Annotated in this window: 13 protein-coding genes; 2 read left to right on the plus strand and 11 right to left on the minus strand. The window is 67.0% G+C overall.

Annotation, left to right across the window (positions count from 1 at the left end; all coding sequences use genetic code 11):
• Window positions 1-9: 9 nt before the first annotated feature.
• The 11 genes from GRB96_RS08020 to GRB96_RS08070 form a co-directional block, all read right to left on the minus strand.
• On the minus strand, window positions 10-1,218 hold the full coding sequence (locus GRB96_RS08020; RefSeq protein WP_161431660.1) for a M24 family metallopeptidase: 1,209 nt from the start codon (window positions 1,216-1,218) through the stop codon (window positions 10-12).
• Between the two features lie 222 nt (window positions 1,219-1,440).
• The gene (locus GRB96_RS08025; RefSeq protein WP_161431661.1) at window positions 1,441-2,418 is read right to left on the minus strand and encodes a helix-turn-helix domain-containing protein; all 978 of its coding nucleotides are present in this window, start codon (window positions 2,416-2,418) and stop codon (window positions 1,441-1,443) included.
• Between the two features lie 71 nt (window positions 2,419-2,489).
• Window positions 2,490-3,233 carry a Crp/Fnr family transcriptional regulator gene (locus GRB96_RS08030; protein ID WP_161431662.1) on the minus strand — a complete coding sequence of 248 codons (744 nt, stop codon included), beginning with the start codon at window positions 3,231-3,233 and terminating at the stop codon, window positions 2,490-2,492.
• Window positions 3,193-4,443 carry a molybdopterin molybdotransferase MoeA gene (locus GRB96_RS08035; RefSeq protein WP_161431663.1) on the minus strand — a complete coding sequence of 417 codons (1,251 nt, stop codon included), beginning with the start codon at window positions 4,441-4,443 and terminating at the stop codon, window positions 3,193-3,195. Before GRB96_RS08035 ends, GRB96_RS08030 begins: the two co-directional genes overlap by 41 nt.
• On the minus strand, window positions 4,440-5,045 hold the full coding sequence (gene moaB / locus GRB96_RS08040) for a molybdenum cofactor biosynthesis protein B (protein ID WP_161431664.1): 606 nt from the start codon (window positions 5,043-5,045) through the stop codon (window positions 4,440-4,442). The genes GRB96_RS08035 and moaB overlap by 4 nt, the downstream gene beginning before the upstream one ends.
• Window positions 5,046-5,149: 104 nt before the next feature.
• The gene (locus GRB96_RS08045; protein WP_161431665.1) at window positions 5,150-5,974 is read right to left on the minus strand and encodes a peptidylprolyl isomerase; all 825 of its coding nucleotides are present in this window, start codon (window positions 5,972-5,974) and stop codon (window positions 5,150-5,152) included.
• A gap of 12 nt (window positions 5,975-5,986) precedes the next feature.
• Window positions 5,987-6,664 (minus strand): respiratory nitrate reductase subunit gamma, encoded by a 678-nt coding sequence (gene narI, locus GRB96_RS08050; protein ID WP_161431666.1) that lies wholly within the window; start codon window positions 6,662-6,664, stop codon window positions 5,987-5,989.
• Between the two features lie 13 nt (window positions 6,665-6,677).
• Window positions 6,678-7,448 (minus strand): nitrate reductase molybdenum cofactor assembly chaperone, encoded by a 771-nt coding sequence (gene narJ, locus GRB96_RS08055; RefSeq protein ID WP_161431667.1) that lies wholly within the window; start codon window positions 7,446-7,448, stop codon window positions 6,678-6,680.
• Entirely contained in the window at window positions 7,441-9,000 is a 1,560-nt protein-coding gene (narH, locus tag GRB96_RS08060) for a nitrate reductase subunit beta (protein ID WP_161431668.1), read from the minus strand. The genes narJ and narH overlap by 8 nt, the downstream gene beginning before the upstream one ends.
• Window positions 8,997-12,773 carry a nitrate reductase subunit alpha gene (locus GRB96_RS08065; RefSeq protein WP_161431669.1) on the minus strand — a complete coding sequence of 1,259 codons (3,777 nt, stop codon included), beginning with the start codon at window positions 12,771-12,773 and terminating at the stop codon, window positions 8,997-8,999. The genes narH and GRB96_RS08065 overlap by 4 nt, the downstream gene beginning before the upstream one ends.
• 217 nt (window positions 12,774-12,990) lie before the next feature.
• Window positions 12,991-14,268 carry an MFS transporter gene (locus GRB96_RS08070; protein WP_161431670.1) on the minus strand — a complete coding sequence of 426 codons (1,278 nt, stop codon included), beginning with the start codon at window positions 14,266-14,268 and terminating at the stop codon, window positions 12,991-12,993.
• A gap of 157 nt (window positions 14,269-14,425) precedes the next feature.
• Between GRB96_RS08070 and GRB96_RS08075 the strand changes: the two genes are divergently transcribed.
• Both GRB96_RS08075 and narL read left to right on the plus strand, forming a co-directional pair.
• Window positions 14,426-16,360: a type IV pili methyl-accepting chemotaxis transducer N-terminal domain-containing protein gene (locus GRB96_RS08075; protein WP_161431671.1), complete on the plus strand. Its 1,935-nt coding sequence runs from the start codon at window positions 14,426-14,428 to the stop codon at window positions 16,358-16,360.
• Entirely contained in the window at window positions 16,357-17,022 is a 666-nt protein-coding gene (gene narL / locus GRB96_RS08080) for a two-component system response regulator NarL (RefSeq protein WP_161431672.1), read from the plus strand. Before GRB96_RS08075 ends, narL begins: the two co-directional genes overlap by 4 nt.
• Window positions 17,023-17,119: the final 97 nt, after the last annotated feature.

Consider the following 17,119-nt stretch of genomic DNA (forward strand, 5'->3'; position numbering starts at 1 on the left):
GAAGGTTATTCAGCGAATGATATTGTGCTCCGGGCCATACGGGAAGCCGGTGATGTTCTCGGCCCCGTGCTCGTTGACCACCAGGATGTCGTGCTCGCGATAGCCGCCGGCACCCGGCTGGCCTTCCGGCACCATGATCATCGGCTCCATGGAGACCACCATGTTGGGCTCGAGCACGGTCTCGATATCCTCGCGCAGCTCCAGGCCCGCCTCGCGGCCGTAGTAGTGGCTCAGGGTGCCGAAGGAGTGACCGTAGCCGAAGGTGCGGTACTTGAGCAGGTCATGCTTGGCGAAGATCTCGTTGAGCTCGTGGGCGATGTCGCAGCAGCGCACGCCGGGCTTGATCAGCTCCTGGCCGCGGCGGTGGACCTCGCAGTTCACTTCCCACAGGCGCAGGTGCTCATCGGAGGCGTGACCGAGGAACAGGGTACGCTCCAGGGCGGTGTAGTAGCCGGAGATCATCGGGAAGGTGTTGAGGCTGAGGATATCGCCGGGCTGAACGCGGCGGCTGGTCACCGGGTTGTGGGCACCGTCGGTGTTGATACCGGACTGGAACCACACCCAGGTGTCCATCAGTTCGCTGTTGGGGTAGGTCTTGGCGATCTCGCGCACCATGGCGGCCTGACCGGCCAGCGACACCTCGTACTCCGGCACGCCGGCGTAGATGGCATCGCGCACGGCCACACCACCCACGTCGGCGATGCGTGCGCCCTGGCGGATCAGCGCGATCTCCTCGTCGGACTTGATCATGCGCATCTTCATAGTGGGCGCGCCGGCATCGACCAGCTCCACGTCGCCCAGCACATCCACCAGCTTCTTCTTGTTCTGCAGCGTCATGTGGTCGAACTCGACCGCGACGCGGCGCTTGCCTTCGCACAGCTGCTTGACGGCCTTGAAGAAGTTGTCCTTCTGCCAGTCGGTGTAGACGATGTTGTCGCCCAGGCGGTTGCGGCGATAGGGCTGGCCGCCGTCGATGTTGGCGGTCACCGTGGTGAAGCGATCCTGGGTCACCACCAGGCCGTAGTCGCGGCCGAACTTGCAGTAGACGAAGTCACTGAAGTAGTTGATGTTGTGGTAGGAGGTCAGCACCACCGCATCGACATCGTTCTGGGCCATGTAGTCGCGCAGGCGCGCCAGGCGGCCCTGCATCTCGGCGTCGGAGAAAGTCGGGACGACCTTGTCGCCGTTGGGAATCTCGATCAGTGACGGCAGTTGCATGTTGTTGTCTCCTCTGGGTCCGTGGGATCGACTCACCAGCCGGGGCGTCCGCGGCCCTTTCGGTGTCGGCCGCTCTCCCCTTCACTTGTCAGTGTTGTGTCGACTGCTGGTGATTCGAATATGGCCAGAGGCACCCCGCGGGACCAATGACTAGTGCAAATGCATGCATTGGCGCGGTCAATACGCTTTTATTTCAGTAAGTTATATTTTCGACAAATGCCGTCAGGGGCGGTGACCCGCGCGCCGCCGCGCCTCCCCAGGCGGATAACCGTAGCGCTCTCGGAAGGCGCGGGAGAAGCTGGTGCCGGAGGCGAAGCCGCAGGCCAGGCCGATGGCGAGCACCTCCATGTCGGTCTCGGTCAGCAGGTGGTAGGCGCGCTCCAGGCGCAGGCCGAGGTACCAGCGGCGCGGCGTGGTGGAGAGATGCTGCTCGAACAGCCGCTGAAGCTGGCGGGGCGAGACCCCGCAGCGCGCGGCGATCTCCGCCAGCGGCAGCGGCGCTTCCAGGTGGCGCTCCATCAGCGCCACCGCCTGTACCAGACGGCGGTTGTGGGTGCCCAGGCGACGGGCCAGCGTCATGCGCTGCTGGTCGCTGCGGCTGCGCAGGCGCTCGTGGATCAGCTGTTCGGAGACATCCACGGCCAGTCGGGTTCCGTGGCGGCGGGCGATCACTTCCAGCGCCATGTCCATGGCGGCGGCCCCACCGGCACAGGAGAAGCGCCGCGGACCGAGCTCGAACAGTTCATCGCTGGTGGGGATGGCGGGAAAGCGCTCGTGGAAGGCGGGCAGGCTCTCCCAGTGAAGGGTGACCCGCTCCCCCTCCAGCAGGCCGGCGGCGGCGAGCAGGAAGCAGCCGGTATCGAGCCCGCCCAGGGTGCAGCCGGCCTGGTCCAGGCGGTGCAGCCAGGCCATGAGCGGCCGGGTAAGCAGCGCCTCGGGCGCGAAGCCGCTGCATACCGCCACTGAGGGAAGATGGTGAACCGCGTCGATGGCACGGTCGGCGAGCAGGGTCATGCCGTTGCTGGCGGTGACAGGCTCACCGTCGACGCTGATCAGGGTCCAGTCGAATAGTGGCCGACAGCTGATGCGGTTGGCGATGCGCAGCGGCTCCACCGCGGCGAAGAAGGCCATCATCGAGAACTGTGGCAGCAGCAGAAAACCCACTTGCTCGGGCAGCGGGCCCGTGTAGTCCAGTCGCACGCCGTCTCGCTCCCCGTCCGTCAGCCTGCGATCACGCGCCTGATGCTTTCCGCCACGGGCAGTGCCATGGCTCAGTCGTCAGTCATCATCAGGTCGCGCATCTTCTGCTCATCGAGCACCACCAGCCGCTGGCGGTCGATATTGATGGCGCCGCTGTCGCGCAGCTTGGCCAGCAGGCGCGAGAGGGTCTCCGGAGTCATGGCCAGCTGAGCGGCCAGCCAGCGCTTGGGAATGGTCAGGCGCACCACCCGGGGCTCCTTGCCACGCCCCGACGGCAGCTGGCGCAGCACATAGCTGACCAGCCGCGACATGGCGTCGCCCTGGGTCAGCAGCGCCAGGTCCTCGAGCCGGTCGGTGAGTTCCAGCGCCAGACGGCTCATGAACTCGGCGCGGCACTCGGGGTGGCGATCCATGGCCTCGCGGCAGCGCTCGGCGGGAATCGACAGCACATGGGTGCGGCGCAGCGCCTCGGAGGAGTAGAGGTAGATGCCCTCCCGGGAGACCATGCTCAGCTCGCCCAGGGTGCCGCCACGCTCCACGCAGCGGATGGTAGCCAGGCGTCCGTCCCCGGCACTGCGTACCAGGCGCACCGCACCACTGATCACGATATGCAGCCACTCGGCAGGGGTATCCTGGCGGAACAGCCATTCACGGCTGGCCAGGGTGCGCGGCTCGCAGTCCTCGAGCAGCGCCTCGATCTCCTCGTCGGAGAGCGCACCCAGCCACGGCACGCCGCGCACCAGGTCACGCAGCTGGCGCGGCTTGAACAGCAGGTCAGCGGCCGAACTGGGCGGCTGGGCAGTATCCATAGGCATGTTGTTCCTCCACATCGGTGTCGGCGTCGACCAGCAGGTAGCCATGGGCCTGGCTGGCGGCACTCAGCATATGTGATCCCTGGCCGCCGGCCAGGCGTGCCACCGGCGTGCCGTCGCTCCAGTCGAGCACGACCCGCAGCAGTTCACGGCGACCACGCGGCCCGCGCCGCGAAAAGCCGGCGGTGACCGGAAAGCGCTGCAGTGCCGGCGGCGTCATCCCCTGGCGGCCTTGCACCAGGGGCAGGGCGAGGAACTGCCAGCCCACCAGCGAAGCCACCGGATTACCCGGCAGGGCAATCAGCGGTGTTCCGGCGGCGAGCGAATCGCCCAGGAAGCCAAGGGCGAAGGGCTTGCCGGGCTTGATGCCCACGCCATGGAAGGCGATGCCACCCAGCCGTTCGATGGCGGGGCGTACATGATCCTCCTCACCCACCGATACACCGCCGCTACAGACTACCAGATCGGCCTCGTCCCGGGCCCGGCCCAGGGCCTGATGCAGGTCAAGCGGATCGTCAAGAAGCACGCCCTGGTCGATGAGCTCGACGCCCGGGTGGGCCATCAGCGCCTTGAGCATCGCCCGGTTGCTGTCGAAGATCTGGCCCGGCGCACGGCGCTCGCCCGGCTCGATCAGCTCGTCGCCGGTGGAGAACAGCGCGATCTTCACGCGGCGCCTCACCGTCACCTCGGCGATACCGTGGCTGGCCAGCAGGGCGATGGCAGCGGCCTCGAGGCGCGTGCCGGCGGAGAGCAGCGGCGTGCCAGCGCGGCTCTCCTCGCCCCGGCGGCGGATATTGGCCCCCTCGGCGAATTCTCCCTCGACGTGCACCCGACCTTCGGCATCCAGACTCACCTTCTCCTGGGGCACCACGGCGTCCGCGCCGATGGGCACCGGGGCACCGGTGAAGATGCGCGCGCAGCCGCCTCCGGGAAGGTGCATCACCCCGGCACCGGCCGGCACCCGTTGCACCACTGGCAGGCCCGCGGGGCAAAGCTCGGCCAGGCACAGGGCATAGCCGTCCATGGCGCTGTTGTCGACGCCGGGCAGGTCCAGGGCCGCGGCAACATCATCGGCCAGCACCCGCCCCTCGGCGTCACCCAGCGCCACCCGCTCGTGACCTTCCACCGGACGAGCGGCGGCGATCATGCGCTCACGGGCATCGAACAGGTCGAGCAGACCGGAAGTGACCACCTCCGCGCAGCCACAGTTCATGCATCGACCTCCTCGTCGCTTTCCGTCTCGATCAGCGCCTCGCTGGTCGACGGCTCCTGCTGGCGGCTGACACAGCCCACACTCTGGGGCAGCACCATGGCCACGAAGTTGCAGGGCCGGGTACGCGCATCGAGCTGCTCGGCGAGGATGCCATCCCAGGCGGTGGCACAGGCCTTGGGCGAGCCGGGCATGGCAAAGACCAGGGTGCGGTCGATCAGCCCGGCCACCGCACGGGACTGCACGGTGGAGGTGCCGATGCTCTGGAACGACAGGTGGCGGAACAACTCGCCGTAGCCGTCGATGGCCTTGTCGAACAGCGGCGCCAGCGCCTCCGGGGTGGTATCGCGGAGGGTGAAGCCGGTGCCGCCGTTGACGAGTACCACCTGGATGTCGTCGCGCACGACCCACTTCGAGACCACCGCACGGATGCGGTAGACGTCGTCGGGGACGATGCGTCGCTCGACCAGGGCATGGCCGGCCTCGGTGAGACGCGCGGAGAGCAGGTCGCCGCTGCCGTCCTCGTCGAAACCGCGGGTGTCGGAGACGGTCAGCACGGCGATGCCCAGCGGGGCGAAGGGAGTATTGGCGTGAACGTGAGCCATGGGGTCCTCCTCACCGCCCGCCGGCGGGCGAGCGGTGCATGAATGGCGAGGAAAGGAAAAGGCGAGAACACCGAAAAGGGGGCCAGGCGGCCCCCTTCATCCGGCTACTGCATCAGGGCGCTGCCACTTTCGTCGTCGAGACTGATCCCCTCGACGCCGATCTCGGCCTGCAGCGCCATCAGGTAGTGGCGCAGGGCACGACGGGTGGACTGCTCGCGCAGGCTGTGGCGCACATGCTCGGCCACCTGCTCGTAGGGGCGCTCGCGACCCTCGACACGCTGGTCGATGCTGACCACATGCCAGCCGTAGCGCGAGGCGAGCGGCCGGTCGTGGAGCCCCTCGGGCAGGTGCTGCAGGGCACCGTCGAGCTCGGCCACGGTCTGCCCCGGCGCCAGCCAGCCCAGCTCACCGCCCTCCTCCTTCGAGGGACAGGCGGAGTGACGCTGGGCGAACTCGGTAAAGCGCTCGGGGTGTTCGCCCAGCTGCTTGATGAGCTTCTCGCCCAGGCGATAGCCGGCATCCCGGGCCTCGGCGTCGTCCGGCGCCGCGGCCAGCAGGATATGGCGCACCTGCAGCTGCGTGGGTTCGCTGAAGCGCTCGGCGTGGGTGGCATGGAAGCGCCGACAGTCCTCCTCGGAGGGCTCGGGCACGTCCAGCTCCTGCTCAAGCAGGGCAGCGATGGCGGCATCGTTCTCGTCGAGATCGGTGCCGTCGGCATCGGCCAGGCCCAGGGCGGCGGCGCGCTGGTGCAGCAGTTCGCGCACCACCAGGGCACGGGCGGCCTTGAGCTGGGCGGTGCCGGCGCTGTCCGCCGGGTGGTACTGCATCTCCTGGGCGATGTCGGCCTCCGCGATGGTGGCCTCGCCGACCCGGATGGGCGGGGGCGTGGTAGCCCCCCCCGGGATCATCTCGATATCGATCTTCTGCATGGTGATGACTCCTCAGCCCCGCTTGCGAACCAGCTGGTAACGACGGGTCACGTAGCCGAAGGGCACGCTCCAGACATGAACCAGGCGGGTGAAGGGGAAGACCAGGATGATGGTCAGGCCCACCAGGATGTGAAGCTTGTAGATGAAGCCCACGCCCTCGAGGTAGGTGGCCGCACCGCCCTGGAAGAAGACGATGGACTGTGCCCAGTGGGCGAGCTGGATCATCACGCCGCCGTCCAGGTGACCCAGGGCGGGGATGATGGTCAGCAGACCCAGCGAGACCTGCACCACCAGCAACACGATGATGAAGGTATCCATCGGGCTCGAGGAGGCGCGCACCCGCGGGTTGGTGATGCGGCGATGGGCCAGCATCACGCCACCCACCAGGCACATCACCCCGGCGATGCCGCCGATCAGGATGGCGATCACCTGCTTGGTGCCGGCACTCATGAAGGGCGAATAGACCCAGTGCGGGGTCAGCAGGCCCACCAGGTGGCCGAAGAAGATCACGATGATGCCGACATGGAACAGGTTGCTGGCCCGACGCATGTTCTTCGAGGTCAGCATCTGGCTCGAGCCGGTCTTCCAGGTGTACTGGCCGTGGTCGAAGCGCAGCAGGCTACCGATCAGGAAGACGGTACCGGCCAGGTAGGGGTAGAGCCCGAACAGCAGGGTGTTGAAGTAGTTCATGACGGGTCTCCGTTCAGTGTTTCCGGGCGGGGGCGGCGGGGTCGAGGACCCGCACCGCTTCGCTCTGGGTAACGTTCTTGCGCTCGGCCAGTCGCCGTCCCTCGGCGGACTGCAGGGCGCAATCCTGGTCGGAATCGGCGGTAAAGCGCACCGCCTCCTCTTCCCATACCTCGTCCAGGGCCTCCGGCGTGTAGTCGGGCGCCTCCTCCTTCGCTGTCTGGCGATGCGCGGCGACATCCTCCTCCGCGCCGATCAGTGCCAGCAGTGCCAGGGGCACCAGGGCGTGATCGGCCTCGCGCTCCTCGAGGCGTGCGGTGAGCAGCGCCAGGATATGGCGGATCTCGCCCAGCCAGCGACCGATCTCGGCCTCGGAGCGGGTGGAAAGGTACTCCAGGAACAGCGGCAGATAGTCCGGCAGTTCATGGGCGTCGAGTTCGAAACCCGCGCCGCTGTACTCGGCCATCAGGTCGACCATGGCCTGGCCACGGTCGCGGGACTCGCCGTGCACGTGCTCGAACAGCAGCAGCGAGGTGTTGCGGCCACGATCGAACAGCGCCACGTACTCCGCCTGCAGCTCCATGATGTCGGCCTCCATCATGCGCTGGCACCAGTCCATCAGGGCGGTGCGTCGCGCCGCCGACAGGCGGCGCTCGGCATTCAGGATCTCGATCATCTCGGGGGCGGCGGCCTGGAGCTCCTCGCTGGGGTAGTCCAGCAGCCGTGCCAGCACGCGCAGGCTCAGCATGCCACCGACGGGGTCCAGCTGTTGTGCTGCGTCAGCCATGACGGGCCTCCTCGCTCTGCGCCTGCGGGTCGAAGGTCACCGGCTGGACCAGGGTCGCATTGTTCTTGCGTCCGCCGAATAGGCTCTCGCTGCTGTCGCCGTGGCAACCATCGCCGAAGCTGAAGCCACAGCCGCCGCGCTCCGGGAAGGCCTCGGTGGCCATCTCGCGGTGGCTGGTGGGGATCACGAAGCGATCCTCGTAGTTGGCGATGGCCAGGTAGCGGTACATGTCCTCCACCTGCTGCTCGGTCAGGTCGACGCTCTCCAGCACCTCGGCGTTGGCCTGGCCTTCCACATGCTTGCCGCGCATATAGAGGCGCATGGCCATCAGCCGCTTGAGCGCCAGCACCACGGGCTCCTCCTCACCGGCGGTGAGCATGTTGGCCAGGTACTTGACCGGGATGCGCAGCGACTCGATCTTGGGCATCACACCGTCGAACTCGACCTTGCCGGCCTCGGCGGCGGACTGGATCGGCGACAGTGGCGGCACGTACCAGACCATCGGCAGGGTGCGGTACTCGGGGTGCAGCGGCAGCGCCAGGCCCCAGTCCATGGCCAGCTTGTAGACCGGCGAGGCCTGGGCGGCGGCGATCACGTTGTCGGTGATGCCGTCCTTCTTGGCCTGGGCGATGACCTCGGGATCATTGGGATCCAGGAAGATCTCGCGCTGGCGGTGGTAGAGGTCGCGCAGGTCCGGCGAGCTGGCCACTTCCTCGATGCGGTCGGCATCGTAGAGCAGAACGCCGAGATAGCGGATGCGGCCCACGCAGGTCTCGGAGCAGATGGTGGGCTGACCGGCCTCGATGCGCGGGTAGCAGAAGATGCACTTCTCGGACTTACCGGTCTTCCAGTTGTAGTAGATCTTCTTGTAGGGGCAGCCGGAGATGCACATCCGCCAGCCGCGGCACTTGTCCTGGTCGATCAGGACGATGCCGTCCTCCTCGCGCTTGTAGATGGCGCCGGAGGGGCAGCTCGCCACGCAGGTCGGGTTCAGGCAGTGCTCGCACAGCCGCGGCAGGTACATCATGAAGGTGTTCTCGAACTGGCCGTAGATATCGGCCTGCACCTTCTCGAAGTTCATGTCCTTGCGACGCTTGGCGAACTCAGTGCCGAGGATCTCCTCCCAGTTCGGGCCCCACTCGATCTTGTTCATGCGCTGGCCGGAGATCAGCGAGCGCGGACGCGCGGTGGGCTGGTGCTCACCCTGCTTGGCGGTATGCAGGTGCTCGTAGTCGAAGGTGAACGGCTCGTAGTAGTCGTCGATCTCCGGCAGGTCGGGGTTGGCGAAGATGTTCGCCAGCACCCGCCACTTGCCGCCGATGCGCGGCTCGATCTTGCCGTCCTTGCGACGCATCCAGCCGCCCTTCCACTTGCCCTGGTTCTCCCACTCCTTGGGATAGCCGATGCCGGGCTTGGTCTCGACGTTGTTGAACCAGGCGTACTCGACGCCCTCGCGGCTGGTCCAGACGTTCTTGCAGGTCACCGAGCAGGTGTGGCAGCCGATGCACTTGTCTAGGTTGAGGACCATGCCTACCTGGGAACGAATCTTCATTTCACGGCCTCCTGCTCGTAGTCGTTGCCTTCGCCATCCAGCCAGTCGATCTTCTTCATCTTGCGTACGATGACGAACTCATCGCGGTTGGAGCCGACGGTGCCGTAGTAGTTGAAGCTGTAGGACAGCTGCGCGTAGCCACCGATCATGTGGGTCGGCTTGGGGCACACGCGAGTCACCGAGTTGTGGATACCGCCGCGGGTACCGGTCATCTCGGAGCCCGGCATGTTCAGGATGCGCTCCTGGGCGTGATACATCATCGCCATGCCGTTCTTGACCCGCTGGCTGACCACCGCACGGGCCGCGATGGCGCCGTTGGCGTTGTAGAGCTCGATCCAGTCGTTGTCCTCGACGCCGATGGACTTGGCATCGTCCTCGGACATCCACACGATCGGGCCGCCCCGCGACAGGGTCTGCATCAGCAGGTTGTCGCTGTAGGTGGAGTGGATGCCCCACTTCTGGTGCGGGGTGATCCAGTTCAGGGCGATCTCCGGGTTGCCGTTGCCCTTGGGCTCGGCCACGCTCACCGCCGCCTTGGTGTCGATGGGCGGACGGTAGACCAGCAGGCTCTCGCCGAAGGCGCGCATCCAGGGGTGATCCTGGTAAAACTGCTGGCGACCGCTCACCGTGCGCCACGGGATCAGCTCATGCACGTTGGTGTAGCCGGCGTTGTAGGAGACGTGCTCGTCCTCGAGGCCGGACCAGGTGGGGCTTGAGATGATCTTGCGCGGCTGGGCGACGATGTCGCGGAAGCGGATCTTCTCCTCCTCCTTGGGATGCGCCAGGTGGGTATGGTCCCGCCCGGTGATCTTGGAGAGCGCGTCCCACGCCTTCACCGCCACCTGGCCGTTGGTCTCCGGCGCCAGGGTCAGGATCATCTCAGCGGCGTCCACGGCGCTGTCGAGACGCGGACGACCCTTGTGCGGTCCCTCGGTCTTGCGGTGGTTGAGCTTGCCGAGCAGGTCCACTTCGGACTCGGTCTTCCAGCTGATGCCCTTGCCGCCGTTGCCGATGCTCTCGAGCAGCGGGCCGATGGAGGTGAAGCGCTCGTAGGTCTCGGGGTAGTTGCGCTTGACCTCGATCAGCGCCGGCATGGTCTTGCCGGGGATCGGTTCGCACTCATCCTTCTTCCAGTCCTTGACCTCGACCTGGGCCAGTTCGGCCGGGGAGTCGTGCTGGTGCGGCAGGGTGACCAGGTCGGTCTCCTCGCCCAGGTGCCCCTCGGAGGCCTCGGAGAAGGACTTGGCGATGCCCTTGAAGATCTCCCAGTCGCTGCGCGACTCCCACGCCGGGTCGGTGGCCGCGGTCAGCGGGTGGATGAAGGGGTGCATGTCGGACGTGTTGAGGTCGTCCTTCTCGTACCAGGTCGCCGTGGGCAGCACGACATCCGAGTAGAGGCAGGTGGTGGACATGCGGAAGTCCAGGGTCACCAGCAGGTCGACCTTGCCCTCCGGGGCGTCGTCATGCCACTTGACCTCTTCCGGCTTCTGGCCGCCGAAGTCACCTAGGTCCTTGCCCTGGATGCCGTGGCGGGTGCCCAGCAGGTACTTGAGCATGTACTCGTGGCCCTTGCCGGAGCTGCCCAGCAGGTTGGAGCGCCAGATGAACATGTTGCGCGGGAAGTTCTGGGGGTTGTCCGGATCTTCCGCGGCGAAGGCGAGCTTGCCCTCCTTGAGCTGCTGCACGGCGTAGTCTTGGGTGGACATGCCGGCATCCTTGGCCGCACCGGCCAGGCGCAGCGGGTTGGTACCCAGCTGAGGAGCGGAGGGCAGCCAGCCCATGCGCTCGGCGCGCACGTTGAAGTCGATCAGGCTGCCGGGGTAGTCCTCGGCCTTGGCCAGCGGCGAGAGGATCTCCTTGATCTCCAGCTTCTCGTAGCGCCACTGGGAGGAGTGGTTGTAGAAGAAGGAGGTGCCGTTCATGTGGCGCGGCGGACGCTGCCAGTCGAGGCCGAAGGCCAGCGGGGTCCAGCCGGTCTGCGGGCGCAGCTTCTCCTGGCCGACGTAGTGGGCCCAGCCGCCGCCGCTCTGACCGATACAGCCGCACATGACCAGCATGTTGATCAGGCCGCGGTAGTTCATGTCCATGTGGTACCAGTGGTTCATGCCGGCACCGACGATGATCATGCTGCGACCCTGGGTCTTGTCGGCGTTCTCGGCGAACTCACGGGCGATGCGGGTGGCCTGCTCGGCGGGCACACCGGTGATCTTCTCCTGCCAGGCCGGCGTGTAGGGCTTGACCTGGTCGAAGGAAGTGGCGCCGTCATCCTCACCCTCTTTACCAAACCCTCGATCGATGCCGTAGTTGGCACACATCAGGTCGAAGACGGTGACCGCCAGCGCCTCGCTGCCGTCGGCCTTCTTCAGGCGCTTGACGGGCAGGCTGTGGAACAACAGCTCGTCGCTGGCCCCGCCGCTCTTGACGTGGTCGAAGTGCTCGTGGGCGATGCCGCCGAAGTAGGGGAAGGCGACCTTGGCGACCTCGTCATGCTTGTCGGCCAGGGTCAGCAGCGGCTTGATCTCGGTGCCTTCGGCGTCCAGCGGCTCGAGGTTCCACTTGCCCACCTCGTCGCCGGTCTCGCCCCAGCGGAAACCGATGGAGCCACGCGGTACCACCAGCTGGTCGCGGGTCTCGTCCCACGCCACGGTCTTCCACTCGGGGTTGTTGCCCTGGCCCAGGCTCGCCTCGAAGTCGCTGGCGCGCATCTGGCGACCCGGCGCATAGCTGCCGTCCTCGCGAGCTTCCAGCTCGACCAGGAACGGCATGTCGCTGTAGCGCCGCACGTAGTCGGTGAAGTAGCTGCTGGGGTTGTCGAGGTGGAACTCCTTGAGGATCACATGCCCCATGGCCATGGCCAGGGCGGCATCGGTGCCCTGCTTGGCGGAGAGCCACTCGTCGGTGAGCTTGGAGACCTCGGCGTAGTCCGGGGTGACCGAGACGGTCTTGGTGCCCTTGTAGCGCACCTCGGTGAAGAAGTGGGCATCCGGAGTACGCGTCTGGGGCACGTTGGAACCCCAGGCGATGATGTAGCCGGAGTTGTACCAGTCGGCGGACTCGGGCACGTCGGTCTGCTCACCCCAGGTCTGGGGGCTGGCCGGGGGCAGGTCGCAGTACCAGTCGTAGAACGACAGGCAGACACCACCGATCAGCGACAGGTAGCGCGCACCGGAGGCGTAGCTGACCATGGACATGGCGGGGATCGGCGAGAAGCCGATGATGCGGTCCGGACCGTACTGCTTGGTGGTATAGACGTTGGAGGCGCCGATCAGCGCATTGAGCTCGTTCCAGTCGGCGCGCACGAAGCCGCCCATGCCACGGGCACGCTTGTACTGCTTGGCCTTGGCCGGGTCCTCGACGATGGAGGCCCACGCCTCGACCGGATCCTTCTTCTCGTTCAGCGCCTCACGCCACAGCTTGAGCAGCGGCTTGCGGATCAGCGGGTACTTGAGGCGGTTGGCACTGTACATGTACCAGGAGTAGCTGGCGCCGCGCGGGCAGCCACGGGGCTCGTGGTTGGGCAGGTCGGGCCGGGTGCGCGGGTAGTCGGTCTGCTGGGTCTCCCAAGTAACCAGGCCGTTCTTGACATAGATCTTCCAACTGCACGAACCGGTGCAGTTCACCCCGTGGGTGGAGCGCACGATCTTGTCGTGCTGCCAGCGCTGCCGGTAGCCGTTCTCCCAGCCGCGAGACTCGTCGCGAAGCTCGCCGTGGTCGTTGGCGAAGGGCTCGCGGGCCTTGCGGAAGAAGTTCAGCCGATCGATGAAGTGACTCATGGTCGCTCTCCAGGCTCCTGAAAAGATGCGTGGCCCCGCCGGGCCACCCGGTCAGCCTTGGTCGAGTGCGCTCCAGCGCGGACCAGGGCCGGTGACATGCAGGCAATTCTGGGCGATAGACGCCGCGATTACTGCCCGGTTACCTCCATATACCCCCCACCTACCTCCAAGGGGATACAACCCCACGACACCCGGGGTGATAGCCCCTATCAGGGCCTCAGCCGTCCCGCCCCGCCCCGCTGGCGTGGTCCCAGACCATCACCAGCATGCACACCACCAGCGAGGCGTAGAGGAACATGAACCCAGCGGTGCGGATGCCGACCCAGAGATTGCCCAGGGCGAACATCACCGGCAGCAGGGCGCCGAACAGCCCACCCATGGTCAGCGAAAGCCCGCCCACCAGGGCCAGATCGGGGCCATGGTCACGGTGGATCATGCGCATCAGGCTGCCCTGGCCCGTTCCCATGGCCAGCCCCATGGCCACCAGCAGCACCATGAAGGCCCAGAGTGGCGCGGAATAGCGCAGCGTCAGCACCCGTTCCACGCCCTCGACCTGCATGGTGAAGGGGGGGTAGGAGAGCAGGAAGAGGCATATCAGCACGAAGGCGCTGACCCACCAGCGCAGGGCACGAAAGTCATGCGCATCGCTCCAGGCGCCCCCCACCACCTGGCCCAGGCCCACCGCCAGCGGGAAAGGCAGCGCCAGCATGGCCGCGTCGCGCAGCCCGAGCTGGTACTGGGCGCCGAGGAAGGCCGGCAACCACAGCGACAGCGCCACGAAGGCGCCGTAGAAGAAGCTGTAGACCAATGCCAGTCGCCAGGGGCGCCAGTGGTGCAAGGCCGCAAGCCACCCTGCGCGAGCCTTCTCCGCGACGCCGTCGTCATCGGAATCGCGGGGGGCCGCCGGCGGATCCGGGTCGTCGGCGAACAGCCACAGCAGCGTGGCCACCGACAGTACCGGCAACAGATAGAGCATGGGGGCGCTGCGCCAGCCATAGGCCTGGCTGATCAACGGCAGCAGCAGGTAGCTCAGGCCGGCGCCCATCATCCCGGCACCGTAGAGGCCCAGGGCCAGGCCGGCGTGGCGCCGCGGACAGAGCTCCCCCACATAGACCAGCCCCGCTGCCAGGGAACCGGCGCCCAGCCCCAGGCCGGCGCCGGAGAGCAGGAAGTGCAAATAGATGCTGGAGTGGGCCACCGCCCACAGGAAGGGGCAGATCAGCAGCAGGCAGGCGATCATCACGCGCCGCCCCCCATGACGCCTGGCCAGGGCCGCCATGGGCAGCGCCGCCAGCGCCCCGGTCACCATGGGCGTGGCCAGCAGCAGCGCGAAGTCGAGTTCGTCCAGGCCCAGCAGGGCGCGCAGCTCCACCCCCAGCACCGCGAAGATGGTCCAGCTGGCGAACACCAGCACGAAGGCCAGCGGCGACAGCATCACCACCACCAGCGGGCGGTAGCCGACAACGACAGCATCGCGGTCAGACGGGAGTGGCATCATGGGGCCAGGCAACGGTGGAGTGTCTGTCGAAGTCTCAGTAGCGCACTCCCCGGGGTCAAAGGGGCAGTGGAGGTATCCGCCCTACCCCCTTGGGTGTAGTAGACTCCCCACAGCACCACGCATTGCGCCACTCCCCCGACGGCCTGCGAGTCCTATGAAACTGCTGCAACGCTCCCTGGTGGCACGCATCATCGCCTCGCTGCTCGCCATCAGCGCCATGGCCCTGGTCAGCATCGTGGTCACCATGACGGTGGCCAACGACAGCCGCGGTGACGCCGGCGCCATCAACGTGGCCGGTTCCCTGCGCATGAACACCTACCAGATCGTCGCTGCCCTGCAGCGCTACGAGCAGCAGCCCACAGTGGCGCAGCGCTCACGGGTAGAGGAGTTGATGGAGCAGTTCGAGTCGCGTCTGGCCAGTCCCGCACTGACCCGTGCGCTGCCCGGGGCCGAGGATCACTCCCTGCACGAACAGTACCGAATGCTTCAGGGGCGCTGGGAGGAGGCGCTGGCCCCCCAGGTGACCCGCGCCATCGACGGCGGCGGGCTCGAGGTCGAGGCACTGCGCCAGACGCTGGATGGCCTGGTCGGCGATATCGACGCCATGGTCACCCTGCTCGAGCAGAACAGCGAGTCGAAGATCCAGCTGCTCAGCGCCCTGCAGATCCTGTTCCTGGCACTGACCGCGGTGGTGGTGGCCATCGCCCTCTACGATATCCGCCACAACCTGGTGGGGCCGCTGCGCCAGCTGGTGGTATTGGCCCGCGAGGCCGCCCAGCGCAACTTCGGCTACCGTACGCATCTCACCGGCAACGATGAACTTGCCCTGCTCGGGCGCACCTTCGACGGCATGGCCGAGGAGCTCGCCGCCAGCTATGCCGAGCTGGAGGAGCGCGCCTCGCGCAAGAAGGTGGAGCTCGAGCGCAGCAACCGGGCCATGCAGGTGATGCACGACGGCAGCCGCGCCCTCTACGGCGGCGGCAACGACCTGTGCGCCAGCGCCGCACCCATGCTGCGGGAGCTCGAGCAGCTGCTCGAGGTGGGCCCGATCCGGCTGTCGCTGAACGACCCCTACGACGACCGCCAGATCCCGATACTCGCCACCCACTCGCCACGCCGCCCCGAGTACTGTCGTGATCACGACTGTCACGCCTGCCTGCTCGACGCCCAGCCACTTCGCCTGGAGCAGACCGAGCAAGGCGAGTGCCTGCTGCTGCCGGTGAGCGTGGGCGAGCTGATGCTCGGCACCCTGGAGGTGTGGCATCCCCGGCGCCAGCCGCTCTCCGACAGCGTCCGCCGCCTGCTCAACGCCCTGGCCGACCAGCTGGCCACCGCGGTCTACCTGCAGCGCCGCATCGAGGAGCAGCAGCAGGTCACGCTGATGAACGAGCGCGCCATCATCGCCCGGGAGCTGCACGACTCCCTGGCCCAGTCGCTCTCCTACCTCAAGATGCAGGTGGCCAGGCTCGAGCGCATGCAGCAGAAGGAGGCCCCGCGGGAGAGCCAGGCGGCGGTATTCGACGAGCTGCGCACCGGGCTCGACAGCGCCTATCGCCAGCTGCGCGAGCTGCTCACCACCTTCCGCCTCAAGCTGGAGGGCCCGGGGCTGGCCAGCGCCCTGCGCCAGACCACCCGAGAGTTCAGCGACCGACTGGGGTTCCCGGTGGCGCTGGATGTCGATGTGCCGCCCCACCTGCTCAACCCCAACGAGGAGATCCACGTGCTGCAGGTGGTTCGCGAGGCGCTGGCCAATGTCCTCAAGCACGCCAACGCCCACTGGGCCGCCGTCACCATCGGCTTCCAGGCGGCGCAGCTGCACGTCGCCATCGAGGATGATGGCGTGGGTCTCGCAGACGACAGCTCGCCGCCGATGCACTACGGCCTGGTGATCATGCGCGACCGCGCCGACACCCTGGGCGGGCAGATGACGCTGGGCAACCGCCCCGGCGGCGGCACCCGGGTGGAGCTGATCTTCACGCCACAGACCGCACGCCTGATCCACCAGCAGGTGGCTCCCAGCCCGGGCGGCGTCGCCCCCGCTGCCGACGAGGTGGCCGATATCCCCCATGGCAACAGGACTCCAGGATGACCGACACGACTACCGAGCACCCCGCCACCATCCTGATCATCGATGACCATCCGCTGCTGCGTCGCGGCGTCTCCCAGCTGCTGGAGCTGGAGGATGACCTGCTGCTCGCCGGCGAGGCCGGCGATCCCCGGGAGGGCATCCGCCTGGCCCTGGAGCTCGACCCAGACATGGTGCTGCTCGACCTCAACATGCCGCAGATGGACGGCATTGAGACGCTCAAGCGTCTGCGCGACGGCGGCTTCGCCGGCCGCGTGGTGATGTTCACGGTCTCCGACCATGAGGAGGACGTGGTCAACGCCCTGCGGTCGGGGGCCGACGGCTACCTGCTCAAGGACATGGACCCCGACGAGATGGTGCGCCAGCTGCGCCAGGCCTCCCTGGGGCGCATGGTGATCAGCGAGAGCCTCACCGCGCTGCTCGCCGAGGCGCTGTGCAGCCAGCGCAACCAGCCGGCGGCGCCGGATATCCACAGCCTGACCCAGCGCGAGCGCGAGATCCTTCTCGAGCTGGCCGCGGGGCTCTCCAACAAGATGATCGCCCGCAAGCTGGAGATCACCGAGGGCACAGTGAAGGTGCACGTCAAGCACCTGCTCAAGAAGCTCAACCTGCGCTCGCGGGTCGAGGCCGCGGTGTGGGCCGTACAGGAAGGGATCGAGCGCTAACCGAGACCCGGCTCTGTGTGGATACCTCCAAATACCCTCGGGGCGCCGATGCGCCCCCACCACCCCCTTACCGAAACTCGATAATTCTTTATAAACA

The organism is Halomonas alimentaria (genome assembly GCF_009902005.1).
Taxonomy (GTDB): Bacteria; Pseudomonadota; Gammaproteobacteria; order Pseudomonadales; family Halomonadaceae; genus Halomonas; species Halomonas alimentaria.